Here is a 24,679-nt window from a genome sequence, read left to right on the forward strand (position 1 = left end):
CGATAAACGTAAATTTTTGTGAATGGTGAGGAAGAGTTGAGATGACTCCAGTACAGGGTGCAGTCACTGTCAATACGCGTCAAGAACTTTCTGAGAAACTGGCGGCTATTGCGCATGCATTCGCTCTTGCAGGTGATGAAGTCAATCGCCGTAAAATGAACGATTTATTGCAAAAATTGCAAAATAATACGTTCGTGCTTGCGTTTTGCGGACATTTTTCCGCGGGAAAATCGAGTATGATCAATGCGTTAATCGGTGAACAGTTATTGCCGACGAGCCCGATTCCTACCAGTGCGAATGTGGTAACGATTCGTTCGGGGGAATCGTTCGCCAGAGCGTATCTGTTAAGCGGAGACATGATTGAATTCGATTCCGCAGAACATCTGGATGAGATCAAAAACTATTGTATCAATGGCGACACGGTGGAAGCGGTTGAAATCAGTCACCCAACGGAGAAATTGCCTTCTGGGGTGCAAGTGATGGATACACCGGGGATCGATTCGACGGATGATGCACATAAAATTGCGACCGAATCGGCGCTTCACTTGGCTGACGTGATTCTTTATGTGATGGATTATAATCACGTCCAGTCCGAAGTGAACTTCGAATTCACGAAGACATTGAAAGAACGAAACAAGCCGGTTTATCTCGTGATCAATCAGATCGATAAACACAATGATTGGGAACTCACGTTTGAAGAATTTAAACAGAGTGTACAGGAAGGATTCTCCACATGGCAAATTGAACCCGACGGGATGTATTTCACGACATTGGCTGAGCCGTTCCATCCCGAAAATCAATTGAGGGAATTGTCACAGCGCATTCAACAACTGTTCGCAGTCAAAGATCAATTGATCCTCCACAGCGTGTTGCACACGGCCGCTTATCTGATCGAGGAACATGGCAAGTGGAAAGCGAAGGAGAATGACGAAGAGCGGCAGATGTATCAAACGGTGCTTGCGGAGGCGGAGAATGTACAAGAAACGCTGGATCGTTTCGCTGTTCTGCAAAGCGAGATGAAAGCGCTGGAACAAAAGCCCGGTCAATTGGAACATGAATTAAAACAAGAGCTTTTTTCCTTGATCGATCATGCGATTTTGACACCGTTTTCAACCACCGAGCGGGCGCGCTTGTATTTGCAAAGCCGCAAACCGGGTTTCAAAGTCGGTTTCTTTTTTGCCGCAAATAAAACGAAGGCAGAAAAGGAAAGCCGCTTGCAAGCGCTTTACGAAGAACTGCGGGAACGGGTGTCTTCCCAGTTGGATTGGCATATGAAAGAGCTTCTTGCAAGAATTCCCGAACGTTTTGGCCCAGTGCCGGAAGAATATTTACAAAAGGTGTATGCGATCGATCTCTCCTTTGGTCCTGATTTGATCGAGCGCTCGGTCAAAGAAGGGGCATTAAGTCACGTGGAGGAATATGTTTACAATTTCACAAAAGAACTCGCGGGTGAGATCAGAAGTATGTACCGCCGTACCGCTTCGGCTTTTATCGAAGAAGCGGTGGCATACTGCCAACAAGCGGTTCAACGGGAAATCGCCTCGCTTCGTGAGGAGAGTCAGGAACTGACCCGTGTGATCGAAGCGAAAACGCGTTTGCAAGAGATTGCCGAGGCTGAACAAAGATATGTGGCCGCTTTACAGAATCAATTGCAGATCGATTGGGAACTCGATCCGGAGCGCATGCTTGTGTGTCAGCCGGAAGGGGGCGTCGAGACGGATTCCGTATTGTTTGCGGAGCCTACTTTTCCGTTGCAAAGAAAAGAATCGGCTGCCATTGTTTCGAAGATCGTCGATGTTCCAAAGACTCCATCCTCCGAAGACGGTGGTAATCTTTTTGCTGAAAAGGAACCGGAACAGCCAGGAGAAAGCACCGGCAATGAGACCTATAAAGAACAGCTGCGCCATACAGCGAACATGTTGCGGAATGCGTCGAAAGTCATCTCCGATGTCATCGGCATGCAATCGGCAGCCAAGGCGATGGTGCAACGGGCGGAAAGGCTTGAAAACAATCTCTTTACCGTGGCTTTATTCGGTGCTTTCAGTGCCGGCAAATCATCGTTCGCGAACGCACTCATGGGAAACCGCGTTTTGCCAGTGTCCCCGAATCCGACGACGGCTGCCATCAATAAGATTCTGCCGCCCACCGAGAAGTATCCGCATGGAACGGTTCGCGTGAAGATCAAGAGTCTGGATGAAATGATGGCAGATGTCTGCCATTCGCTCTCCTATTTTGAACGGCAGGCGCAAGACTTCGACGAAGCCGTCGCGCACATCGAAACGCTTGAAGGCACAGCGATCCATCCCAACGCGAAGCCTCATTATACGTTTTTAAAAGCGGTCGCGAGGGGGATCGAAGAGATGCGTCCCCATTTGGGAGGAGAACAGCTTGTCGATCTCAATGCCTTTCAGGAGTTTGTGGCGCGAGAGGAAAAAGCGTGTTTTGCCGAGTGGATCGAATTGTACTATGATTGTCCATTGACTGCGCAAGGCATAGCCCTGGTAGACACGCCGGGCGCCGATTCGATTAATGCCCGTCATACGGGAGTGGCTTTCGAATATATCAAAAATGCGGATGCGGTCTTGTTTGTGACGTATTACAACCATGCCTTCTCTTTTGCGGACCGCGAGTTTCTGATCCAATTGGGACGCGTGAAAGATACGTTTGAAATGGATAAAATGTTCTTCATCGTCAACGCGGCAGATCTGGCCCACTCGGAGGAAGAATTGTCCGGAGTGGTCGCACATGTGCGGAAAAATCTCGTTTCATGCGGGATTTCGATGCCGCGCATCTATCCGGTTTCCAGTCAAACGGCACTCTTGGCGCGCATGCACGGAAAAGGGCTGTTGTCCGATGGAGAAGAAAAATTGTACAGACAACGGATGGGAATCGGTTCGGACTCGCCCTTGCCGGATACGAAGAGCGGACTTGAGCGATCGGGACTTGCAACATTCGAGAAAGACTTTTTTACTTTCACGATTGAAGAATTGACGGCGATCGCTGTCAAAGCCGCTTATGCAGAAGTGAAGCAATCCCTTGCCGCGCTGGACGAATTAATCGCTATGGCCAATGAAGCGGAATCGGCTCGTACGGCAAAACTCGCGGAGATTGCGCGAGGGCGACAAAGTATCGAACAGGGGATCCGGGAGATCGAGACCGCATCAGAAGAGCGTTCGATCGAGAAGGAAATCAGCGAATTAATGTACTATGTAAAACAGCGTATTTTCCTGCGCTTCCCTGATCTCTTCAAAACATCGTTCAATCCGGCTGTCTTGAAGGACGATGGAAGGGATATCAAGAAGACCCTATCACAGTGTCTCGATGAACTTTTACGCTTTATCGGTTATGATCTGGCACAGGAAATGCGTGCGACCGCCTTGCGGGTAGAAAAAGCGGCAGGAAAAAGTGTGCAGCGCATTCACGACAAGATCACGGACGTGGTGAAAGGTGTATGGCCGGCATGCATGTTGCAAGCCCCTATGCCCTTTACCCGCGAGACCCCTGAGTTTAGTGAACAACTGCCTGGGGATCGGGGAACATTCGCACCTTCACTAAGCTTTTATAAGAACGCTAAAGATTTTTTTGAGAACAATATGAAAGAGAAAATGAAAGAGGATCTGGAGAAGCGGCTTCAAGAACCCGTCACTGCCTATCTGCAGGCTGCGGAAGAGAGGCTTAAAGCTGTTTATCTGGAATCGTTCCGCCAAGCGGCGCAAGAGGATAAGTCGATAGTACATGCGGAAATTGAAGAATATGCGAAAGGGCTTGAGGCAGCGCTTTCGTTGCAGATGGATGTACGTGAGTTGGAAGAGAAGCGTCTGTCCTTGATGGCTTTGATGGCCGATTCTTGATCATGACTGAATCATGCTCCGAAACGCTCTTGTGGATGGTTTCCGCAAGGGCGTTTGGTTATAGTAAGTCAATCTCTTGCGGCGTGAACGCAATGCCTGCCGTATGAGAGTAAGCCGGCAAATTCATGAATCAATCAAAAATCAAATCGCGCCGTTTCATTCTTTGATACATGTCTTCCGGGTTAACAGGTTTGGTGTTGATGCGTTTCCCCACCGCTAAATAGTAGATGGTATCATTGGACGCGTCATAGCGGTAAATCAGACGCATGTCAGGAGTTTCCCCCTCTGGCGGACGGCGAACAGAGAAAAACTTTTTCTTCCGATAATCTTTAAGCGGTGGAAATACACATGGGCTCGAACCATTATTTATAGGGTCTCGTTGAATGAAGTCGATCTCTTTTTTCAAACACTGTGCAAACTCTAGGTACTGTCTTGCGTTCATAACGGCTGCAATTTTCGGTAAGTCAGTCACTCTAAATTCTCGATGAAATATTTCCTTCCTCATTCGGCCGACCGACCCTTTTCATGAATCGTCCCTTGCAAAAACCAATCCACGTAAGATATCACTTCAGGTTTTGCTTCCCATTCGGTGTTTAAAGCATGAACACGATCCCCTAACGTCTTAGCCAATTCCATATCCTCGACAAGATCCTCTAACTCTCTGATCCGTTTTACCATGGCTTCCAGGGTTTCCACTTCTAACATGACTATTTTTAACTCGTCGTTGACAATTAAACCGAGTTTCTCATGTCTTGACAATAATTCTAATAATTCCTTTTGAGATAAGGTTCGCAAACTTCTTGCGGGGAGAGTTTCTTCTTTCGAAAACGTGACCATATGGAGAAACTCCTTTCGTTTACTCATTGATTTCACCTACCTTCATTATAATACAATGAGCAAATATTTGTTCATTTAATTGTGCAAATAATTGTGTATTATTGTATTCAAAGTATACCCAAAGGGTGAGTCATATAGACCTGAAATAACCATTGCATATCCATCCCACTGACTGATTTTCTCGATGTATAATAATGGGGATTTTGAATCAGAGAATCGGACGAATGTAAAAAAGGAGGGAGCCGTATGAGAGACGCCCGCTCTAATCATGTTCTCCAAGAAAACCTAAAGGGTGCGATCGTTCTCTTCGATGGGAAGTGTCTTTTTTGCAACTTTTGGGTTTCTTTCATTGTGCGTCATGACCCATTGGCGTATTTTCGTTTCGCTTCTCTTCAATCGGACATCGCCCGTTCCCTGTTGCTTTCTTATGCGATGAATGTGGAAGCCATGGACTCGGTCGTTCTCTTAGAGAAGCGGAAATGCTATACCCACTCGACAGCGGTGCTTCGCATCTTTAGAAAGTTAAAGGGGCCATGGAAACTTTTCTATGTTTTTATGCTCGTCCCAAAGCTCGTGCGGGATGCGGTGTACCGATGGTTGGCGAAAAACCGGTACAGGATTTTTGGGAAAAGAGAGCATTGCCCAATACCGACGAAAGAAATCCGGGAGAGATTACTCGATTCATGAAGGAAACAGAAGAGGTTCTTATTTCACGTACTCCTGTCGATGCGTTTGTTCAAGATTCACCGATCGTTTGACTTGTACGCGGGGCGTGTACGTGATAGGATAGCATATGTTGCGTGAGATCGACGTCTCGGGATATAGCGCAGCCTGGTAGCGCGCACCCTTGGGGTGGGTGAGGTCGTGGGTTCAAATCCCGCTATCCCGACCAGAGGTATAAGGCCAAAAGAAATCGCTCCTTTCGGAATGGGTTCTCGACAACTCTTATCATACCTGGGGGCGATTTCTTTTTGTTTACAAATGTAACATTTGAAAAGAGGGGGTCCCTTGAACTCACACGTTTGGGACACCCTCTTTTCTTTTATTCAAGAATCACTAAAAATCAAAGGGGATTTATTTTTGTATTTTTCTAAAAGCGGACTTCGCACACTAACTTTCCAGATTGATTCTGAATATTCTTTGAAGGAAACGGTAAGCTTTTTCAAACAAAATGGTATTCATGCTGAAATGAAAACGGATGCTCAACCGGGAATCCCTGAGTTGGTGGAATTATCTGATATTGACGGGAACTTGCTTCATTTCTATATCGAAGGGAAAACGGTCTCACATGGCTCATCGCAAATAGGGCGGTCTCATGCTGAACATACTAAGATGTAAGCCGCGAAAGGAGGGAGTTGAATGTACAGTCGCATCGTGTGCAAATGGTTATGTGCCCTCGCTTTCATCGTAACCGCAAAGCCCTCCGCTTATGCCTACCCATTGACTGTACAGATGGAACCTGCCTACGCGAAATGGGGCCGCTTGGCGATGAACGAAACATATAAGAGGTTCCCGCGCGCCAGGATCGTTGACTATAAGCATGTGGGTCGGCAGCAACGCTCACCTACGGTCACGGAAGAAACGTTTAAACTTTGGCTCCGACAGGATCATCGCGAATGGGGCGTGTATGTGAGGATCACATTTGAAACACCCACGGAAAAAGTCATCTCCGTACGGTTTCAAGAGGTAAAACGTTAAGTTGGATAAGAAAACGCTATCTTTCATGATATGATCCCCTCGAAGTGGACAGTGAAAAAATGTCCATTGTTATAATGGGTCGATCCCTCTTGGGGAGATCATATAGGGAAGGTAGCGTTTTTTGGATTGCTTAAAAAGTAGTCCCCCTGTTGAATGGCTGAACCATCACTGTTTTCACAGCTAAAACAGTATCCCATGGAACGGGAAAGATTTAGTAAACTGGTAGTGGATGATTTGTCTTTTGAAAGGAGCAACCTTATGAAGATTCTGGTCTTGAACGGGAGTACGCGTCGTCACGGTAACACAGAACTTCTCGCCGAAAAAGTAACGGAAGGGTTATCGTGCACCAAGATCTTTTTGAGCGAGAAAAAGATAGACCCCATCCGGGATATGCGTCACACAGCAGAGGGCTTTCCTGATGTGGAGGATGACTACGAAGAAGTGTTGCAGGCATTGCTGGCCCATGACACGGTGGTATTTGCCACTCCGTTGTACTGGTACGGCATGTCGGGCAACATGAAAACATGTATCGATCGGTGGTCACAAAGCCTGCGGGACAAACGGTTTTCCTTTAAAGAGATCATGTCGCAAAAACAGGCGTACGTCGTTATTGTCGGCGGAGATCAGCCGAAAGTGGAAGCTTTGCCGCTGGTACAGCAATTTTCGCTCATTTTCAAATACATAGGGATGACGTTTGCCGGCTATGTGATCGGCAAGGGGAATAAACCGGGGGAAGTGTTGCAGGATGAGGCTGCGTTGGATCAGGCCGCTGCAATAAACCGGATGTTGAAAGAAGGGGCAAAAAAGTAGTGAATGTTGGATGTTGTCTCAGCAGCAGGGGGTGTTCGTCTGCAGTACAAAAGAAGCCACCATGAATCAAGTGATTGAGCTTGATGACAAACCCCTGGCTCTTTTCGTGAGAAAAGGGCCAGGGGTTGTATATTTCATGAGAATAAACAGATAAAGGAAATTTAATATGCTGAAAAAACCATAACACAAAGCCTTTTCCTCTCTTTGAGAGGAGCAAAGCCATTTTTTGATTTTTTGAGCCACGGCAGTCAGGAGGCATTGCTCTCTGACTTTAGCAATTCCCCTGTAACGTACGTAACGAAGGCCATAAAGTTCTTTGGCGTCAGCGAAGCTGCGTTCAATGGTCTGACTCCGTCGTTTATACAGTTTTTTGCCTCTTTCACTTAAACGGTTTTGACGCTCCTACTCTTTCGCGCCTTCCCAAACGTGACGAGTGATCGTTTTGGTGAAGGTTTTGGAATGAGTGTATTTGGATAGAAAAGGACAGTTCTTACACACTTTCGGGTCGGATTTGTATTCGCGGAATCCGAAGCGGTTGGTTGTTTTGTAGGAGAGCTCATGTTTGGGAGGGCACAGATATGTGTACTTTTCTAGTATGTACTTAAATTGCCATTTGAAGAACAGACTTTTCTTTGGCCGAAAACTCCGGTGAGCAATCACGGAAAAAATATCTTGTTTTTTAAGTAATTGTAAAATGGGCATAGTGAGATAACCGGCATCCAAAGCAACTTCCTCCACCTGAAATCCGAACCGAGAGATCTGCCGATCCAACCGTTCAAGATATGGGAAGGAATCATGAATGTTTCCAGGCGTTACATACACATCCGTAATGAATTTGTACTTTCCGTCAACGGTTCGATGGTCTAAATAGAAGAACCCTTCGGTTTTTCCATCCCGAATCATATAACCGCTGTCCGGATCCGTGGTGCTCACTCGGATTTCTCTTTTTTTAAGCCGGCTTCGTTTTTTAACGGTTTTTTGCCGTGTTGAATTCGATCTTCGTCAATGGATTTTTCCAACTGTTCTACGTAATCTTTGGGGGAACGGTGATTTTCTGCTTCTTGAACTAGCTTTTGCTGGCATTAGCCTTTAAAAACGTGGAATCGGTGAACAATTGCTTTCCCTCAATAAACCCGTGGTTCATTGCCTGAAGTACGATCTCGTCACAGATTTCTTGGTAAATGGTGGACTGTTGAAATCGAAGGCGGCGATTTTGACTGAACGTAGAATAATGAGGGACAGGATTGGTCAAGAAAAGACCAACAAACCAACGATATGCGATATTGACTCGAATTTTTTCGATCAGTCGCCTTTCCGAGCGAATACCGTACAGGTAACCAATGAGAAGCATCTTGAACAACATGACCGGGTCAATAAAGGGGCGTCCATTATCTTTGCAATACAATGGCCGGCATTTCTCTGCAATGAACGAGAAGTCGTTGGTTTCATTGATTTTTCTAAGCAAGTGATCTTGGGGAACAAGGTCCTCTATATTGACCGTCTCCGCTTGAAACTCTCTGGATGCATTCGTCCCGAACATAGGAGAACCTTCCTTCGGAATTTTTTTTATTCCGATTAACCAAAAAAGGCTGTTGACCCTTCTTTGGTCAACAGCCTCGCCCACTGGATAAACCATTGGGATTCACCTTTTCTTTGCCGGAATTTCAGCTAGGAATGAACATAATTAATCAAATGCCTAGTGAACCAAAAAAGTAATTGCTATCAGTTCGTGTGTAAAATAAAGGAAAATCATCTGAAAATGGATTGACTGATTGAATAAAATCGGAGGAGCAGACATGTGAGCAATTTGTTGGTAAAGTGGCTTTAGTTACAGGTAGCGGTTCTAGAATAGGAAATTGGTTCTACATCTTCTTTGAAACAAAAACCCCTAGCTATGAAAAATACTCGAAGATGATTTGTTGTTTGTAAATATATCGTTTTATACGATATAATCCTTATAAACGATATAGGAGGGACATTATGAATGCCCAGGAACTTTCTCGAATATTTACTTCAATTTATTACCACTGTCATCCCCAGTTTACCATTCCATTATCGCACTCATCTGTCCGTGCACTTCAATATATTGCAATGAATAAGGGGGTTACTGTCCGCGAGGTGGCTGAACATTTAGGTTGTGCACATAACACAGCTTCCGAGATTCTCCGTCGCCTAGCCGATAAAAAAATGCTTTCCCGGAAACGAAGAAGAGAGGATGAACGAGTTGTCGAACTAAAGGTTACCCCATTGGGCTGGAAAGCTCTTGAAGAACACACGGGGTTGGATATTGAAAAATTAGATAATTTACTCCGTAACATGCCGAAAGAAGATAAAGAACAAATCTTTAAGGGATTTTCGTTGCTACTAAGGCATCTTAAGGAGGGACAATAATCTAATGCTTTTTACGTTAGCCAAAGCACTAGTTTCTGCCTTAGTTATTTTGTTCGTCACCTGGTTAGCGAATAGATCACCCACGTTCTGGGGATGGATTGCAGCTCTACCACTGGTCAGTTTGCTATCCGCCTTTTGGTTGTCAGTAGGACAACAAAATTCCAGGGAAATTGCTGATTTTTTGACGGGAGTTTTGTGGGGATTAATCCCAACTGCACTTCTATTACTTGTTATTGTTCTTTGCCTGAGGTACCATGTTTCTTTCCTGTTGTCTCTTTTTATAGGTATCGGCATATGGGGTGTGATCACTTGTTTAGTCCAAGCCTCGCAGAATTAACGGTTACTTTACATGGAATTTAGTTTGTAGTGTGTCCAATCTTTAAAGCTTTTGCTGAGAGAACAGGAAAAGCGAGCGAGGATGAATAGAAATTTAGTGGAAGAGACGTTGAATATGTGTTTCCAAAAAAACAGAAAGGGGACTGACCATGATCAAGTTTGTATGAAGCTCATTTGCCCGTAACGGATCTTGACCGTTCCGTCGCCTTTTATGAGAAATTGGGGTTAACCTTGTGGTTTCGTGAAGATCCTGTCGTCATTTTTTGGATCGTCCCGCGCGTAAGATGTTTGGGGCTCTGAAAAACGGAAATTTTCCCTGACCATCATCCAGGAAGCTTTCCGGGGCATGGAAGACATGTCGCCTTTAAAGTAGATTTTCAGGACATCAACCAGGCGATTGAATGGTTGGTCCAACCGGGAATCTCTCCCGTCACTCACAAAGGATTTTCTCCAAACGAGCCGGTGGTGCGGCCTCATCTGGGAAACGCCTCCGTTTATTTTAACGACACAGACGGAAACAATCTGGAACTGATTTGCAATCTTCCCACAAGCCCTAATGGGCCGATCTGGCTCATGTCGATGAGCGAATGGCAAAACCAAACACGAGTGTAATAAAAAAGTCCTTTTTTGTAAGCGTATACCTGTTTTCATGACTTTTTTCTGTCTCGGAAACACGATCATTTTTGTACAGCGGGCTAATGCTAGAACAGTTAAAGGGGGAGTTAGAAGAGTGATAAAGGGGTTATATGAAGCACATTTACCAGTTAGTAATCTTTCTAATTCAATTGAATTCTATAAGAGGTTAGGATTAGAAATTGCTTATCAAAGTGAAAAAATAGCTTTTTTTTGGATTGAAAAAGGACGCAGTTGGTTGGGGCTCTGGGAAACTGACGAAGTAAAAACTCCTTACCATCCTTCATTAAGACATATTGCATTCCAAGTTGATTTGGAAGACATTCAAAAAGCAAAGGAATGGCTAGAACAAAAAGGAATACCGGTACGAACAGCTTTTAATTTTCCACCCGACAAACAACCGCTTGTATTACCAAACAATCCACATGCTCATGCAGCGATTTATTTTCATGACCCTGATGGAAACTCACTTGAGCTGATTGCACCTTTACGATTAGACTTCGAAGAAGAATTTGAAATGATGACATTAGAAGAATGGTTCAATTAAAAATGAAGTGGGAATCAAACTCAATGTCGCATTTTTAGAAGTAGAAAGTGCCTGCCAGGAACAGCAGGAACTTTCCTCCGTTCTTGCTATTCCATCATTCCGTTTTCTCGCTGGTCAAACGCTCCATTGAACTCTTGGTTCAATCCCATAAATCTCTAGTTACAACATGGCTGAAGTCGTGCGAAATAGGTAGCTTAGTTACCCTAACAATCCTCGTGAATAGCACCAATATGGAACGCTGAGGTTGTTGATAAAGAGAAAGAGACTGTTGACCTTCTTTGTCAACAGCCTCATACACCATGAATCAAGTGGCTTCTTTTTCTTCAGGCGTATTCATCATGTGATGAGCGGTCATTTTGAGTCTCTCAAACATGGCGTCACGATAAGTACCTTCGAGCCCGATTTCGTCCATTGCAGCGCTCATGCAAGAGAGCCATGCTTGGACTCGCGTGGGCGTGACGGGGAATTGCATATGGCGTGCACGCAACATCGGATGTCCGTATACGTTACTATAGAGAGGAGGTCCGCCAAAAAATTGGGTGAGAAATAAATATTGTTTCTCTTTCACTTCCGTAAAATCTTCCGGGAAAATCGGTTTCAGATCCGGATGAACAGCTACTTTCGAGTAGAACGCTTCCACCAAACGGCGAATCGTTTCTGCCCCTCCGATGAGTTCGTACAGGGTGGATTCATAATACTCCATCGTCTTGTTCCGTCCTTTCGAGTCTAACAAGGATACAAATAGGATGTACCGGATAAAGAGTTTTCATCGTTTGCTTTCATTGTAAAGGAAAGGGCAAAGAAAAAGGAAGAGATTTGCCCTCAACGTTCCTCTTCCATGTGGAAATGAATGGAGCACTGCAAATATACTTATGATATACTACATGTAACATCAATGATGGAGGTGAATCCCCCAAGCTCATTTGAGCGGAGAGGGGGAGTCGTTGGCTGATTCATCCACGTGGCTGTTGTCCTTATTTTTATTATTGGTGAACGGATTTTTTGTTATGTCAGAGTTCGGACTGGTTTCATTACGGTTTACTCGCATTGAGCAATTGGCAGCGGAAGGGAAAACACTGGCGGAAAAAGTGAAACATATGCTGGAAACACGCGATGCGTATCTGGCTGCTTGTCAGGTAGGAATCACCTTAACAAGCCTCGGATTGGGGCGCATTGGCGAACCGACTCTGGCACATATCCTTGAACCGCTCTTCGAAAAAGGATTCAATCTCTTGCAAGGCATGGGTCTTCACGTATCACCTGGCACGATCGATGTCATAAATAGTACACTTTCGTTCATTTTGGTTACATTTTTTGTCCTTGTTCTCGGAGAACAATTGCCGAAATTGATCGCGATCAAAAATGCGGAAAGATTTGCGATGTGGACCGCCCATCCGCTTGATCTCTTTTACCGGGTTTCCTTTCCGCTCACATGGTTTGTCAACAAATCTGTTGATTTCTTGATGAGAAGATTACATATGGAAGGTCCGGCACTTGACGCTCCGCATTCTGAAGAAGAGATCAAATTTATTGTGAATACTTCCCATCAACATGGGGTTTTAGATGAAACAGAACGGGAATTGCTCGACAATGTACTGGAGTTTTCCGATAAAGTGGCGAGAGAAGTCATGATTCCTCGTACCGATATGGTATGTCTGTATGTGGAAGACAGTCTGGAAGAGAATCTTGAGGTGGCAAGAAGAGAAGGGCATACACGCTACCCGCTCTGTATGGAAGACAAAGACCATATCGTGGGAATGATCCATATCAAAGACCTGTTTATGGCGGAAAGCAAGAAAGTATCCAATCTGCTCGACTTAAAGAGGGAAATCCCGACGGTGGCCGAAGCGGCTTCCATCAGCAGTGTTTTGAAACTGATGCAGAAACGTCGGGCACAAATGGCGGTGGTCGTCGATGAGTACGGTGGGACGGCAGGAGTTGTGACGATGGAGAACCTGCTGGAAGAACTGGTTGGAAACATTCAGGACGAGCATGACCTCGAACGCCCGGAAATCGAAGTGCTCGATGAGTGGCGGACATCAGTGGATGGCTCGATGTTGATCGACGAAATCAACGATTTCTTCGATTTGGATATCGATACCGATGAGGTCGACACGATCGCCGGATATGTCATGATGAAGCTGCCGGTACCGAAAGTCGGTGATATCATCGCTATTGGCCCATATGAAGTCGCGATTCAAGAAATGGACGGGTTCCGTATCAAACGACTTCTGTTTACGTTACTGGAGCCCCAGAAAGAAGTATAACAACACCCCGCGGGCATACCTGCGGGGTGTTGCGTATACTCGGTACGGGTCTTGGTGATCGTCCGATTAAAGGTATTGCGATCTCTTGATTGGCGATCCATGATACAATCACCGAAATGATCAATGAGAGAAGAACTTTTTACTTTTCGCGAATGTTCAATAGATGTTTCGTGACCATTTTTCTGATCTTATAGCGACCGTATGTCAAGAGGCCAATAGCCGATAGCCCCACTACCCAGTCAAGCATAATCAACGCACCTCGATTCAAATTCTTGTTAACCTGCTCCCCAACCGGATCATTTAGAAATCGTTCATGTCTTTCCTAGGAAAAATATATTTTCTCTCGCGACCTTTTTTTAGCTCAGGCAAACTTTTTTAATGTCATTATATAAAAACGTGGTATTTATGTGAATGAATTTTCAAAAAATACTTTGCTACGAATCTATTGAAATTTGCATGCATTCCGTTTAATACCAAGAGCAGCTCCACCAGCCTGCAGGTTCTTACTAGAAGAACGATGGCTATGTGGCAGCCGTTTTTTTAAAAATAGACACAGACATCAGAGATTGACTACTAGTAAACCATGAGCTTCTCTTGACCCGTTTGCTAGTTCGATATATACTTGATTTACATGTGAAATAGGATCCCTGAGGGGGAGTAGCACCTGAAGCATGCTTCAGGCAAGGAAGTCGTCAATTCGGTTGTATATACAACCCGGTTTCCTTGGACTCATAGATGAGTATGCAAGACCTTCATGCCACGAATGTGGTATGTGGGTCTTTTTATTTTCCAACGTATCACCAGGGGAGGAGAACTTTGATATGCTCACGGATTGGATTATACCGCTCTTGAACGTCATACTCATCAACGTCGTGTTGTCCGGGGACAATGCGGTGATCATTGCGCTTGCATCGCGCAACTTGCCGCCACATTTGCAGAAAAGGACGATTTTGTGGGGAAGCGTAGGTGCGGTCGTTTTACGAATGCTGCTCTGCTTCGTTGCCATCTGGCTGCTGAAGATACCGTTTCTCCAATTGGCGGGAGGACTTCTTCTTGTTTGGATCGCGGTGAAGCTCATGGTGTCCGAAGAGGAAACAGAACAGATCGAAGGATCATCGAGCTTGATCGGTGCCGTAAAGACGATTCTGGTTTCTGACTTTATTATGAGCCTTGATAATGTGGTAGCCGTTACCGCTGCAGCCAAAGAGAATATCTGGCTGATCGGCATGGGTATCGGTTTAAGCGTCCCTCTCATTATTTGGGGAAGTAAAATATTCTCCGGGGTGATGAAACGCTTTCCGGTGATCCTTTATGTGGGGGCCGCCGTGATTGCATGGGCGGCGGGTGAGATGATCAAGGAAGAACGTATGCTTCATGGCATCATCGAACAATGGGGAGCATTTTCTTATGCGATTCCCGTGACATTGACGCTAGTTGTTTTGCTATACGGATGGATACACAATCGGCGTGAACAAGTACATAAACGTGTGCGCGTTGACCGGCATAATGTCGTTTCCTAGATTTATAGGTGCTAATTTCTAGGACGTCTGTTTCCTCGTCTTGAGATCTCGCGTATGATAGTGAACAGAGAGACGGCTCGTGAGAACGGCGGGGGGATGAGGATGGATGAACATTTGGATCGTTTGATCGATGCCATTGTTGAAAAAACGGGTAAAGACCGGGAAGACGTGGAACGGATGGTAGGGAGGATCACGCAAATCATGGGTGCCACGGGTCGCCTTGTGGGGGCATCCCGTTTCGCGGGCCGCATGATTGCTCGAGGATGGCGGGGCGGTAAGCCGTTAGTGAAACGTTTTCGCCACTTTCTCGCGAAACGTACATTAGACCCGCAATGGATGATGACTCCCCCTGAAGCCAAGAATAACGGGAAGGGGGACAGATGGAAGATTGGCGGTATGAGACAGGTTTCTCGCAAGCGAGGGGCAACTTCCCGTGAACACACCGCTTCATCCCGACATCAAACGGATCCGAATGGGAAAACGGCACTCCTGCTCCGATCGGACGGACGAACGCATACGAACCGATTCGGTAAACGGGCAGCCGAGCCGAAGCGATCCGGTAACCCTTGGCTCACCCCCGCATTAAGAAAAAGCTTTCATAGCAGACGTTTGTTGGAGTGATCACATGGCACGCATTCGCGGGACACAGAAAGCATTGGAACTACTTGCCCAAATGACCACATGGATCGTTGATGAACCGGAACGATATCGTGGTCAATGGAGAACATCCTTCTTCCAAAATGATCATCCACTTCATATCGAGCTGGGGACGGGGAGAGGCGGATTTTTGCTCGCTCTTGCACAGCGAGAGAAAGAGACCAATTTTATCGGTATCGAAAGATTCGCCCCCGTTCTGGCCAAGGCCGCCAAGCATGCGGAAGAAACGGGAGCACCGAATGTGGCTTTCTTACATGAGGATGTCACTCGTCTCCCCGCATTTTTTTCCGTTGGGGAAGTTGACCGCATCTATATCAATTTCGTAGATCCTTGGCCGAAGAAAAGACATGCCAAGCGGAGGCTGACACATACGAATTACCTTCGCTTATACAAGCAAATCTTGCGAGAAGGAGGATCCATCGTTTTAAAAACGGATAATGAACAACTCTTCGAGTTTTCTCTCAATGAGTTTGCGGAGAACCGTTTTCAACTTCGGGGAATTACCTTTGATTTGCATCATAGCGAATTTGCCGCCGGGAATGTTATCACAGAATACGAACGGCGTTTCATCGAGCAGGGAAAACAGATTTATCGTTGCGAGGCGATATGGGAAGGGTAGAAGTTGGGTCACTCACCTTCCCCTTTTTGCTGTTTGTACCTCTTCGAAAAGAGCAAAGAGAAACTTACGGATTTGGATGCGGCAACGGGTGTTTTTCTCTCCTTCTTCGATCTCTTGCATTCGCTGTCTCACCTCTTGAAAGTCAAACAAGCGCGGGGCGTAATGTTCAAAAATAGGGTTGGTGTAATCGGTCAATCCGAGTGAAGCGAGGTGACCGAGCGCTTGTAACACGGTGCGGCGAATGCGCTGTTCCATGGCGCGAACTTCTCTTTGTAGGCGCGCTTCGTCAAGTTCGCCGTGTGTACGTAACAAGACTTCTACATACAAGTCTTTCAAGGGGATGGTTGAACTTGTAACCCTCTTGTTCGCGGACAGGGTGTCTAAAACCTGCATAATTTGTAGAAGATCCCGCGCGCCGGATTCACCGGCGATACCAAGTTGCGAAAGGATCGGAGCCGCCGTCTGTTCGATCGACTTCTCCCGTTCGTATGAGTGGGTGCCGTGATCATCGATTAGTGTCAACGTGCGCTTGATGGTCGCTAACGAATGTTCAAGCGTCACATGTTCGGCGACCCTGCGAATGACGGAAAGGACCTCTAATCGATTGATCGGCTTATGGATAAACGTGTCGATCCCATTCTGATACGCATCTGCCACCATGTCTTTATTTTCCACTTGAGAAATCATGATGAAACGTCCGCGAAACCCCTGTTCTTTTAACTCACGGATCGTCTCGATCCCATCCCTCCCCGGCATCAGCAGATCGATGAGTATCACGTCCGCTCCTTCAAGATCTTCAAAGTGTACGTGCGCACCGTCTGCCGCTTGTCCAATGACTGTTCCTACATCGCTTTCCTGCAAGATTCGTTCTAACATGCGGCGTGCAGCAGGATCGTCTTCAATGATATAAAATCGCAGCTTCATGTTCACTCTCCTTTCCTAACAGATTCGCAGTGGGGATGCGTACACGAAACATCGTCCGGCCGTCTGTTCGTTCCATAAGCAAATGTCCGGCAAATGTCGAAACGATATGACTGACATGGCTGAGACCGATCCCTGTTGATGGATTTCCTTGTGTATCATACTTGGTCGTAAATCCGGGTTGGAAAATGAGATTTCGGTCTTCTTCCTGAATACCCGGTCCGTCGTCGCAAACAAGAAATTCGACATGCTCATTGATCAACGCCGTTTCGATAGCGATATGTCCTTCTCGTTCAATCGCTTCCACGGAATTGGCAACCAGATTATTTAGAATCGAAAGCAAACCGTAGACGCGGTTTGTCGCCAAGTCGAGATCGACATGGGAAGAAAAGCGGATCTTTTTCCCCAGCATCTCGGCATACTGGCTGTTGGCCCGGACTACCAGCGAAACGATCTCGGAAAGAGGAGTGCGCGGTGTGAGCTCTTCTTGGCGGATGATCTTTGACAAGCCTGCCAAGATGCGTTGGCAATCTTTTTTGACTTCATGCACCTCTTGTGCCACCGTGAGGGCCAAATTTGCCGACTCTTTGTCCAGATGCCCCCGTTTCACCTGCTGTATCAGTCGACGGTACAATTCGTAACTGTCCCGGGTGATCTCTTCAATGTGAACCATCGATTTTCGCAACCAGATGCCTTCTTCATACAGGTTGGTATTGATCAAGAGCAACCGCTCCATGCGGTTCTGCTGTTCCATGCCCACGGCACGCAGTTGTCTCACCATCAACATATTGTACATACCGATCACGAAAAAAGACCGAAGCAACGCGAATAAAGCCAGGATGAGGAAAGACCTCCATCCTAAAGAGTAGGACTCACCCAAGACGCAACGAAACAGCAATTCCCCATAGTTGCCTGCCAGCTCGCCGAATGCCCCTATGAGCCCTCCTTGAATCGGGGAATCCAGACGAGCGCGAATGTTCGTTACTGTCAAAACGAACGCAAAAATAAAGTAGAATGCGGCCGCGGGCAGATGGAGAAAGAATTGTTGATTCCATGAAGACCCCAGTACGAACATGTCCAACGTTGTGCGAAAGAGAACGATGAACCATCCAACCACAAGCCCGATAATAAGGGGAGGAACAGAAGGAAACCAAATGATTCCGAAAAAAAAGGCAGCCGTACCCAAGGAGAAGCGAAACGAATCACCGCCTAGCGGGTTCATCTTCAGTTCTCCCAGGAACGTGGTAGCCAATGCAACGAGGAGAACGATCGAGATGCGATTGTGCATGCTACCCCTCCGAATGTCAATCCGTTCAAACGGTTCCAATCATATGGAAAAGCCTCTCCTTCTATGGTACATGAAGGAGAGGGTACAAAAAAGTCTGATTTTGCAGATTTAGGTGGACAGACGCTTTTCCAGGCGAAGCGCGAACACCGACAGGGAGTAATTCAATAGAAAATAAAGCATCGCGACGAAAAGCAATGTGGGAATGACAAATTTCACATTATGACCATAGACGATCTGTCCGTTATGCATGAGCTCCGGAAGCGCGATGATGACGGCGAGCGACGTGTCCTTGATTAAAGAAATGAATTGGCTGACCAAAGGTGGAATCATTCGTTTCAGCGCTTGCGGCAGAATGATATACCAGAGGGTCTGTACATAAGTGAGACCGGAGGCTCTCGCCGCTTCGATTTGTCCTTTGTTGATGGAATGTAAACCGCTGCGCACGATTTCCGAAATCAACGCCGATTCGAAGATCGTCAAGGCAACGATAGCGGCGGGCACAACTTCCATCTTGATCTTAACTTCGGGCAAAGCGAAATACACGAAGAAGATAATCAAGATCAAAGGTAGATTGCGTATGACTTCGACAAGAATCAGAAGCAGTTGGGAGAGTCCGGGTATCTTTGTGTACCGCAGGATGCCGACAATCGTTCCGATGATGAATGATCCGAGTATGGCAAGAACGGCGACTTCGATGGTGACGAGGAATCCTTTGAGTAAGAAGATGATGTTGTCCAGCGAGTAGGTGCCGGCAAAATCCATATGGGTGCCTCCTTTCAGCTACCTTGAAAATGTGTAGTTTGGTGGGCGTATGCTTTGCGTTCGCGCTCCGTGGAGGTCGTCTCGCACGGAACAATGTTCAGATGTCGCGAGACGACCTCCAAAGTCGCTGTCTCACGCAAAGCATTACGCCCACCCAATGTCACTTTTCATCTTCTGATGGCGCCGTCGCTTGCGGCATGGAGGGCTACTTTGACAATGAGTGCTTGGGTGGGTGTATCGCTTTGCGCTTGGGTTCGATGATGGTCTTGCGGTCATATGCTTTGCGCTCATGCTCCGTGAAGGTCGTCTCGCATGGAATAATGATTAAATGCTGCGAGACGACCTTCAAAGTCGCTATTTCGCGCAAAGCATATGACCTCTGGACGAATTGAAGGAAGCGGAACGACCTTCTACTCTCCTCTGCGCCGCAAAGCGATACAACCCACCCAAAAGCTACTCCGTTTCTAGTGGCAGCATTAAAGTTCTCTTTTAGCACAAGAAACTTTCATCTTCTGATAGTGCCGAGAAAGCGTTATGGTTATCCGGTTTTTGCCAATCGGTGTTCAAGGAGGTTGACGAAGATACTCAATGGTATCGTGATCAACAAATAGAACATCGCGACGAAAATGTAAACATCGAACACAACGAATGTGTTGGAGGAAACGATATCCCCTTGATACATCAGGTCTCCTCCGGAGATCACGGCGAGAACCGCAGAATTTTTCACAAGGTTGAGAAACTGGTTGCCCAAGGCCGGAATCACGATTTTGACCGCCTGCGGCAAGATGATGTATCGCATGGTTTGCATGTAGGTCAAACCGGATGCTCGTCCCGCTTCCATCTGTCCTTGAGGAACCGATTGGATACCGGCGCGAATCACCTCGGCGATGAATGCGCCCGTGTATACGGTGAGACCGAGCGTTCCGCTGACAAAAGGAGTCAGTTGGATTCCCAAAGCAGGCAAACCAAAATAAAAGAAAAACACTTGAATGAGAATCGGGGTATTACGTATAAATTCAACATAGATTCGCGATAAAACGTTTAAAGGTTTGAAAGGAGCCAATCGCATCACCGCAAGAATGGCTCCTAAAATGAAGCTTCCTACAAGAGCCATAAGACTCACTTCGAGTGTTATGGCAAAACCGCTCAGAAATTCCTGTTTATAGTTGGATAAGATCGAGAAATCAAGCATGGGATTCACTCCTATCATGAGTGCCTATCTTGAAAAATGTGTAGTTTGGCGGGCGTATGCTTTGCGTTCACGCTCCGTGGAGGTCGTCTCAGTGGGTATATGCTTTGCGCTCATGCTCCGTGAAGGTCGTCTCGCATGGAATAATGATTAAATGTTGCGAGACGACCTTCAAAGTCGCTATTACGCGCAAAGCATATACCCCTTCAAGTCCATAAGGTAGCGAGACGACCTCCAAAGTCGCTGTCTCACGCAAAGCATTACGCCCACCCAAGACACCTTTCATCCTCTGATGGTGTGGCCTGCGGCATGGGGTCTATCTGAAAAAAAGGGACGGGCGAATTTCGCTCATCCCTTTGCGAAGTCTATTATTTTTGCGGTTTTTCTCCAAACCATTTTTCATAGATCTTGTCATATTCGCCGCTGTCTTGTAGATTTTTGATCACTTTATTCACTTCATCGAGCATTTCCTTGTCACCTTTGCGAACCGCGATTCCGTACGGTTCGTCGGTGAACAGCCCACCTACAAGTTTGAAATTCGGATCCTGTTTCTGCATACCGAGCAGAATCGCGTTGTCCGTGCTCAAAGCGTCTCCTTTACCGGCTTTCAAAGCGGTAAACGCTTCCGCATAGTTCTCGTATTCCGTAACTTTCGCTTTCGGCGCTTTCTTCTTAATATTCGTCGCCGATGTCGAACCTTTCACGACAATGACTGTCTTGCCATCGAGATCCTGAATCCCCGTAATGGGAGAATCTTTCTTCACAAGCAGGGATTGACCCGCTTTGAAATAAACATTGGAGAAATCCACTTCTTTTTTGCGTTCTTCCGTGATCGTCATCGTTGCGACAATGATATCGATGTCACCGTTTTTCAACATCGGGATCCGTGTCTTCGATGTAACTTCTTTCAAGTCGATTTTGTTTTCATCACCCAGGATATCTTTCGCAATCGCTTTGGCAATATCGACATCGAATCCTTTCACTTGATTGTCTGCCGGATCTTTGAGTCCAAATAAGTTCGTATCGTATTTCACACCTGCAATCAATTTGCCGCGGTCTTTGATCGCTTTTAATGTACCGCCCGTTGTTTCCGCCTTGTTGTCACCGGATGAGCTGGTTTCTTTTGAAGCGGTGCTGCACCCAAGCGCTCCGACAGTCAAAAGAATCGATGCGATTCCGACCCCCACAATCTTTTTCCATTTGTTCATCTGAAAGGCCCCCTTGCACTTGAAATTGATCATACATGTTGTCTTCTAAGCGTGGATCACGCATGTGTATCAGTGATTCAGAACCCGGCTTAAGAATAACCGGGCTCTGTCATCACGCGGTTGTGTGAAAAACTGTTGAGGTGGGGCGTCTTCTTTGATCTGCCCTTGGTCGATGAAGATGACGCGGTCGGCCACCTCACGCGCAAATCCCATTTCGTGTGTGACGACAACCATTGTCATGCCTTCTCTCGCGAGCGTTTTCATGACATCCAAGACTTCACCGATCATTTCCGGGTCAAGCGCGGAAGTCGGTTCGTCAAAGAGCATGATCTTGGGCTTCATTGCAAGCCCGCGTGCGATCGCCACACGTTGTTGCTGTCCTCCCGACAGGCTGGAAGGATAGGCATTCGCTTTTTCGGGGATGCCTACTTTTTTTAAGTAGTACATCGCCGTCTCGCGCGCTTCTTCTTCTGAGATTCCGCGTACCTTCATAGGTGCAAGTGTAATATTTTGAAGGACGGTCATATGTGGGTATAGATTAAAATGTTGGAAAACCATCCCGATTTCCTGTCGCAACCGGTTGATATCCGTTTTCTTGTCGTTGACTTTCATCCCGTCGACGATCAACTCACCGGAACTAACCGTCTCCAAACGGTTGATGCATCGCAGGAGCGTGCTCTTTCCGGAACCGGACGGGCCGATGATGACCACGACTTCTCCCTCTTTGATATGCAGGTTGATATCTTTTAACACATGAAATGTTCCGTAAAATTTATTGACCTGATGAAATTGAATCAAGAGGAAAACCTCCAGTTGCAGGATGAGTATGAAAGTTCTCTTTATTCTAATCACATTATGATGTGAACCTACGTCAATATACGCAATTCTACAAAACTCTACAACACTGAGAGATCAAGAAATGAAAAATGTAGGCTGGCTTACGTATCCATCTTGTTTTTTTTCGTACACTAGGTACAAAATAGGACGTGAGGTGCTCGATGATGAAATTTGTCGATCAATTGTATGAGCTGTATAAAAACCGATTGTCCGGCGATGAAGAAGATGCGATGATCATCGTATCATCCATACTCACTGAACTTGACCGCGAGCACTTGATGGAGATCATCCGCGAGATGTCCTACACAGAGATGTACGAGATGCTGGGTACGTATTTAGTGAACAAATTACATGCGAAATTGATCAAAGAAGGAGCAGCCGTACCCGAAGAGATGGGCCCTATGGAAGAAGGACCCATTCACTGACGGACAATCAGTGTTGTGGAGGGGCTTATGGCAACGATTGAGGATTTCATGAAATTGGATATTCGCATAGGGACGGTGATCGAAGCGGAACCGTTCCCGGAAGCCAGGAAACCTGCGATTAAACTTACGATCGACTTTGGGCCGGAAGTAGGTGTCAAGCGGTCAAGCGCACAGATCACTCGCCGTTACACGCCTGAAGAGTTAATAGGAAGACAAGTGGTGGCTGTCGTTAACTTTCCCCCGCGGCGCATCGCCGGATTCAAGTCGGAAGTTTTGGTGCTAGGAGGTGTACCGGAGGAAGGGGATGTCATTCTTCTGCGTCCGGATGAAACGACCGCAAATGGAACAAAAATCAGTTGATCGAATGATTTTCGCAAGCCCTAATGGGGCTTTTTTTCATGACTTCCGTCGATCTCGCCCCATCCTCGTTATGGGAGCGTGTTTTATGAAGAATTTTTTAATATTTCGTGATGTGGTTACCAGATTTCTGCAGGAAATCGACTTTTCCGGGTCGAATATGGACTTGGAAAGAAGAGGTGGAAATTTTGTATGGATCCGACGATTTTTGATAATTTGAAGGTGGTCTTGGAAGGAAGCATCTATGATATTGATCGTGATGGGATCATAGTCGTCGTGGATCGAGCGGATCTGGTTGATCTGGCCCGCATGCAACGCTACTTTCGCATGGGTTATGTGCTCACGGAAGCGCGTGACACGATAACATGTGAAGTAGAGATCAACAGTCAGGTGCGTGATTTTGCCGCTGAACTGCAGGCGATGCGCCTGGTAGACGAAAAACCGGGTGTTCGCGTGTCTCTCTGTTTCCGCGTGGAGAATTGGAAACACGACGATACAAAAATGGACGTCATCCACGAAAAGATGAAACAATTGTGGGAAGATACGATCATCGATCATTCCCTCGAAAAGTCGATGGACCTCGAGTCGGGAACGGAAGAAAACCGATACATATGCACTCTGATGTTTCGCAATAAGATCGACGAAAGTAATGTCGAAGAGATCCCAAGATTGTTGGAACATACCGTAAAGACCATGGAGTGGCTTCTCACTCTTCTGCATACATAATCATGGAAACGGATGGATCGAAATTGTTTCCTTGTTGAGACTAACAGGGGGATTTTGTGTCAATGACGTCGACCTATGCATACATAGACCTAGGGACAATTTTCTCTAGGGAGTGACCATGCATGCGGACATTGACGTTGGATCATGGCGAGGAAATCGTGATTCGCCGCTGGGAATTGGAGGACATTCCGGGGTTATATCGGGTGATGAACGGTGTTTTTCAAGAAGGAAAAATGATGTTGGATCATAATCTCCCTTTTTCCATAGAGGACATGTATGAAGAATGGCACATGCAAAACCCTGCCAACCAAGCGACATGGGTGGCTTTATCCAAGGAGAAAGGGGTCATCGGCTGGCTGCGCTGTGACCGCCGGACCTTACCGATCATGCAACACGCGGCAACCTTATGGATGGGGCTTGAAGAATCGTACCGAGGCCAACGCATCGGCCGCGAACTGATCCGTGAATCGTTTGAATGGGCAAAAAGCCAGGGGATCGAACGCCTAGAACTGGGAGTACGCGGTTCCAATTTGCAGGCACAAGCGCTGTACAAGAAGATGGGGTTCCGAGAGGAAGGCCGCAAAGTCCGTGCGATTAAGACGGAAAATGGCTACGAAGACGATATTTGGATGTGTACGTTCGTCGGAGAGCAAGATGGGGAAGAAAACCTACAAGCGAATGTGGCAGCGGGAAGAAAAAAGAAACTACGCGCCAATTGGGCGAAGAAACAAATGAAGAGGAATCGTACACGTTAAACATCAATAAGACCACAGCCTTTTAAGAGGGTTGTGGTCTTTTTT

General features: G+C 46.5%; 26 protein-coding genes, 1 tRNA gene and 1 pseudogene. 18 read left to right on the plus strand and 10 right to left on the minus strand.

Going from position 1 to position 24,679, the window contains the following annotated elements; all coding sequences use genetic code 11:
- Positions 1–41: 41 nt before the first annotated feature.
- A complete protein-coding gene (locus DNHGIG_RS10320) occupies positions 42–3,851 on the plus strand; it encodes a dynamin family protein (protein ID WP_282199542.1) in 3,810 nt (1,269 codons plus the stop codon).
- 130 nt (positions 3,852–3,981) lie between these two features.
- Here the strand turns inward: DNHGIG_RS10320 and DNHGIG_RS10325 are convergent, their stop codons facing one another.
- A complete protein-coding gene (locus DNHGIG_RS10325) occupies positions 3,982–4,119 on the minus strand; it encodes a hypothetical protein (protein ID WP_282199543.1) in 138 nt (45 codons plus the stop codon).
- A gap of 233 nt (positions 4,120–4,352) precedes the next feature.
- Positions 4,353–4,715: a hypothetical protein gene (locus tag DNHGIG_RS10330; RefSeq protein ID WP_282199544.1), complete on the minus strand. Its 363-nt coding sequence runs from the start codon at positions 4,713–4,715 to the stop codon at positions 4,353–4,355.
- Between the two features lie 219 nt (positions 4,716–4,934).
- On the opposite strand from DNHGIG_RS10330, the gene DNHGIG_RS10335 reads away from it, so the two are divergent.
- The 5 genes from DNHGIG_RS10335 (at position 4,935) to DNHGIG_RS10355 (ending at position 7,196) form a co-directional block, all read left to right on the plus strand.
- Positions 4,935–5,375 (plus strand): thiol-disulfide oxidoreductase DCC family protein, encoded by a 441-nt coding sequence (locus DNHGIG_RS10335; protein WP_282199545.1) that lies wholly within the window; start codon positions 4,935–4,937, stop codon positions 5,373–5,375.
- A gap of 128 nt (positions 5,376–5,503) precedes the next feature.
- Positions 5,504–5,580, plus strand: a tRNA-Pro gene (locus DNHGIG_RS10340).
- A 116-nt stretch (positions 5,581–5,696) separates the two neighbouring features.
- Positions 5,697–6,026, plus strand: a complete 330-nt coding sequence (locus DNHGIG_RS10345) for a hypothetical protein (RefSeq protein ID WP_282199546.1) — start codon at positions 5,697–5,699, stop codon at positions 6,024–6,026.
- Positions 6,027–6,047: 21 nt separating this feature from the next.
- A complete protein-coding gene (locus DNHGIG_RS10350; protein WP_282199547.1) occupies positions 6,048–6,386 on the plus strand; it encodes a YqzG/YhdC family protein in 339 nt (112 codons plus the stop codon).
- Positions 6,387–6,644: 258 nt separating this feature from the next.
- Positions 6,645–7,196, plus strand: a complete 552-nt coding sequence (locus DNHGIG_RS10355; RefSeq protein ID WP_282199548.1) for a flavodoxin family protein — start codon at positions 6,645–6,647, stop codon at positions 7,194–7,196.
- A 222-nt stretch (positions 7,197–7,418) separates the two neighbouring features.
- On the opposite strand, the pseudogene DNHGIG_RS10360 reads toward DNHGIG_RS10355, so the two are convergent.
- Positions 7,419–8,736 (minus strand): annotated as a pseudogene (locus DNHGIG_RS10360) (IS1182 family transposase); the annotation flags it as partial.
- A 440-nt stretch (positions 8,737–9,176) separates the two neighbouring features.
- Between DNHGIG_RS10360 and DNHGIG_RS10365 the strand changes: the two are divergent.
- The 4 genes from DNHGIG_RS10365 (at position 9,177) to DNHGIG_RS10375 (ending at position 11,103) form a co-directional block, all read left to right on the plus strand.
- Positions 9,177–9,587, plus strand: a complete 411-nt coding sequence (locus DNHGIG_RS10365; protein WP_282199549.1) for a MarR family winged helix-turn-helix transcriptional regulator — start codon at positions 9,177–9,179, stop codon at positions 9,585–9,587.
- 4 nt (positions 9,588–9,591) lie between these two features.
- Positions 9,592–9,924 (plus strand): DUF3147 family protein, encoded by a 333-nt coding sequence (locus DNHGIG_RS10370; RefSeq protein WP_282199550.1) that lies wholly within the window; start codon positions 9,592–9,594, stop codon positions 9,922–9,924.
- Positions 9,925–10,097: 173 nt separating this feature from the next.
- Positions 10,098–10,223 carry a hypothetical protein gene (locus DNHGIG_RS21190; protein ID WP_439647733.1) on the plus strand — a complete coding sequence of 42 codons (126 nt, stop codon included), beginning with the start codon at positions 10,098–10,100 and terminating at the stop codon, positions 10,221–10,223.
- 430 nt (positions 10,224–10,653) lie between these two features.
- A complete protein-coding gene (locus DNHGIG_RS10375) occupies positions 10,654–11,103 on the plus strand; it encodes a VOC family protein (RefSeq protein WP_282199551.1) in 450 nt (149 codons plus the stop codon).
- Positions 11,104–11,407: 304 nt separating this feature from the next.
- Here the strand turns inward: DNHGIG_RS10375 and DNHGIG_RS10380 are convergent, their stop codons facing one another.
- A complete protein-coding gene (locus DNHGIG_RS10380) occupies positions 11,408–11,806 on the minus strand; it encodes a globin domain-containing protein (RefSeq protein ID WP_282199552.1) in 399 nt (132 codons plus the stop codon).
- 241 nt (positions 11,807–12,047) lie between these two features.
- On the opposite strand from DNHGIG_RS10380, the gene DNHGIG_RS10385 reads away from it, so the two are divergent.
- The 4 genes from DNHGIG_RS10385 (at position 12,048) to trmB (ending at position 16,166) form a co-directional block, all read left to right on the plus strand.
- A complete protein-coding gene (locus tag DNHGIG_RS10385) occupies positions 12,048–13,370 on the plus strand; it encodes a hemolysin family protein (protein WP_282199553.1) in 1,323 nt (440 codons plus the stop codon).
- A gap of 821 nt (positions 13,371–14,191) precedes the next feature.
- On the plus strand, positions 14,192–14,890 hold the full coding sequence (locus DNHGIG_RS10390; RefSeq protein WP_282199554.1) for a TerC family protein: 699 nt from the start codon (positions 14,192–14,194) through the stop codon (positions 14,888–14,890).
- 102 nt (positions 14,891–14,992) lie between these two features.
- Positions 14,993–15,511: a hypothetical protein gene (locus DNHGIG_RS10395; protein WP_282199555.1), complete on the plus strand. Its 519-nt coding sequence runs from the start codon at positions 14,993–14,995 to the stop codon at positions 15,509–15,511.
- Positions 15,512–15,515: 4 nt separating this feature from the next.
- Complete coding sequence (gene trmB / locus DNHGIG_RS10400) at positions 15,516–16,166, plus strand: tRNA (guanosine(46)-N7)-methyltransferase TrmB (protein WP_282199556.1); 651 nt, start codon at positions 15,516–15,518, stop codon at positions 16,164–16,166.
- A 12-nt stretch (positions 16,167–16,178) separates the two neighbouring features.
- On the opposite strand, the gene DNHGIG_RS10405 is transcribed toward trmB, so the two are convergent.
- The 6 genes from DNHGIG_RS10405 to DNHGIG_RS10430 all read right to left on the minus strand — a co-directional run bounded on the left by DNHGIG_RS10405 (position 16,179) and on the right by DNHGIG_RS10430 (position 22,332).
- Positions 16,179–17,090, minus strand: coding sequence for a response regulator (locus DNHGIG_RS10405; protein WP_282199557.1), 912 nt, complete (start codon positions 17,088–17,090; stop codon positions 16,179–16,181).
- Positions 17,065–18,375 (minus strand): sensor histidine kinase, encoded by a 1,311-nt coding sequence (locus DNHGIG_RS10410; protein ID WP_282199558.1) that lies wholly within the window; start codon positions 18,373–18,375, stop codon positions 17,065–17,067. Before DNHGIG_RS10410 ends, DNHGIG_RS10405 begins: the two co-directional genes overlap by 26 nt.
- Before the next feature lie 108 nt (positions 18,376–18,483).
- Positions 18,484–19,137: an amino acid ABC transporter permease gene (locus DNHGIG_RS10415; RefSeq protein ID WP_282199559.1), complete on the minus strand. Its 654-nt coding sequence runs from the start codon at positions 19,135–19,137 to the stop codon at positions 18,484–18,486.
- Positions 19,138–19,675: 538 nt separating this feature from the next.
- On the minus strand, positions 19,676–20,329 hold the full coding sequence (locus DNHGIG_RS10420) for an amino acid ABC transporter permease (RefSeq protein WP_282199560.1): 654 nt from the start codon (positions 20,327–20,329) through the stop codon (positions 19,676–19,678).
- A gap of 365 nt (positions 20,330–20,694) precedes the next feature.
- Positions 20,695–21,534 (minus strand): glutamate ABC transporter substrate-binding protein, encoded by an 840-nt coding sequence (locus DNHGIG_RS10425; RefSeq protein WP_282199561.1) that lies wholly within the window; start codon positions 21,532–21,534, stop codon positions 20,695–20,697.
- A 69-nt stretch (positions 21,535–21,603) separates the two neighbouring features.
- Positions 21,604–22,332: an amino acid ABC transporter ATP-binding protein gene (locus DNHGIG_RS10430; protein WP_282199562.1), complete on the minus strand. Its 729-nt coding sequence runs from the start codon at positions 22,330–22,332 to the stop codon at positions 21,604–21,606.
- A 200-nt stretch (positions 22,333–22,532) separates the two neighbouring features.
- Between DNHGIG_RS10430 and DNHGIG_RS10435 the strand changes: the two genes are divergently transcribed.
- From DNHGIG_RS10435 to DNHGIG_RS10450, 4 genes are all read left to right on the plus strand, one after another.
- Complete coding sequence (locus DNHGIG_RS10435) at positions 22,533–22,796, plus strand: DUF6154 family protein (RefSeq protein WP_369414704.1); 264 nt, start codon at positions 22,533–22,535, stop codon at positions 22,794–22,796.
- Between the two features lie 27 nt (positions 22,797–22,823).
- Complete coding sequence (gene csaA / locus DNHGIG_RS10440) at positions 22,824–23,156, plus strand: chaperone CsaA (RefSeq protein ID WP_282199563.1); 333 nt, start codon at positions 22,824–22,826, stop codon at positions 23,154–23,156.
- Between the two features lie 189 nt (positions 23,157–23,345).
- Positions 23,346–23,879, plus strand: a complete 534-nt coding sequence (locus DNHGIG_RS10445) for a hypothetical protein (RefSeq protein ID WP_282199564.1) — start codon at positions 23,346–23,348, stop codon at positions 23,877–23,879.
- Positions 23,880–24,001: 122 nt separating this feature from the next.
- Positions 24,002–24,634 (plus strand): GNAT family N-acetyltransferase, encoded by a 633-nt coding sequence (locus DNHGIG_RS10450; protein ID WP_282199565.1) that lies wholly within the window; start codon positions 24,002–24,004, stop codon positions 24,632–24,634.
- Positions 24,635–24,679 lie beyond the last annotated feature (45 nt).

Origin of the sequence: Collibacillus ludicampi (genome assembly GCF_023705585.1) — a bacterium.
Lineage (GTDB): Bacteria > Bacillota > Bacilli > Tumebacillales > BOQE01 > Collibacillus > Collibacillus ludicampi.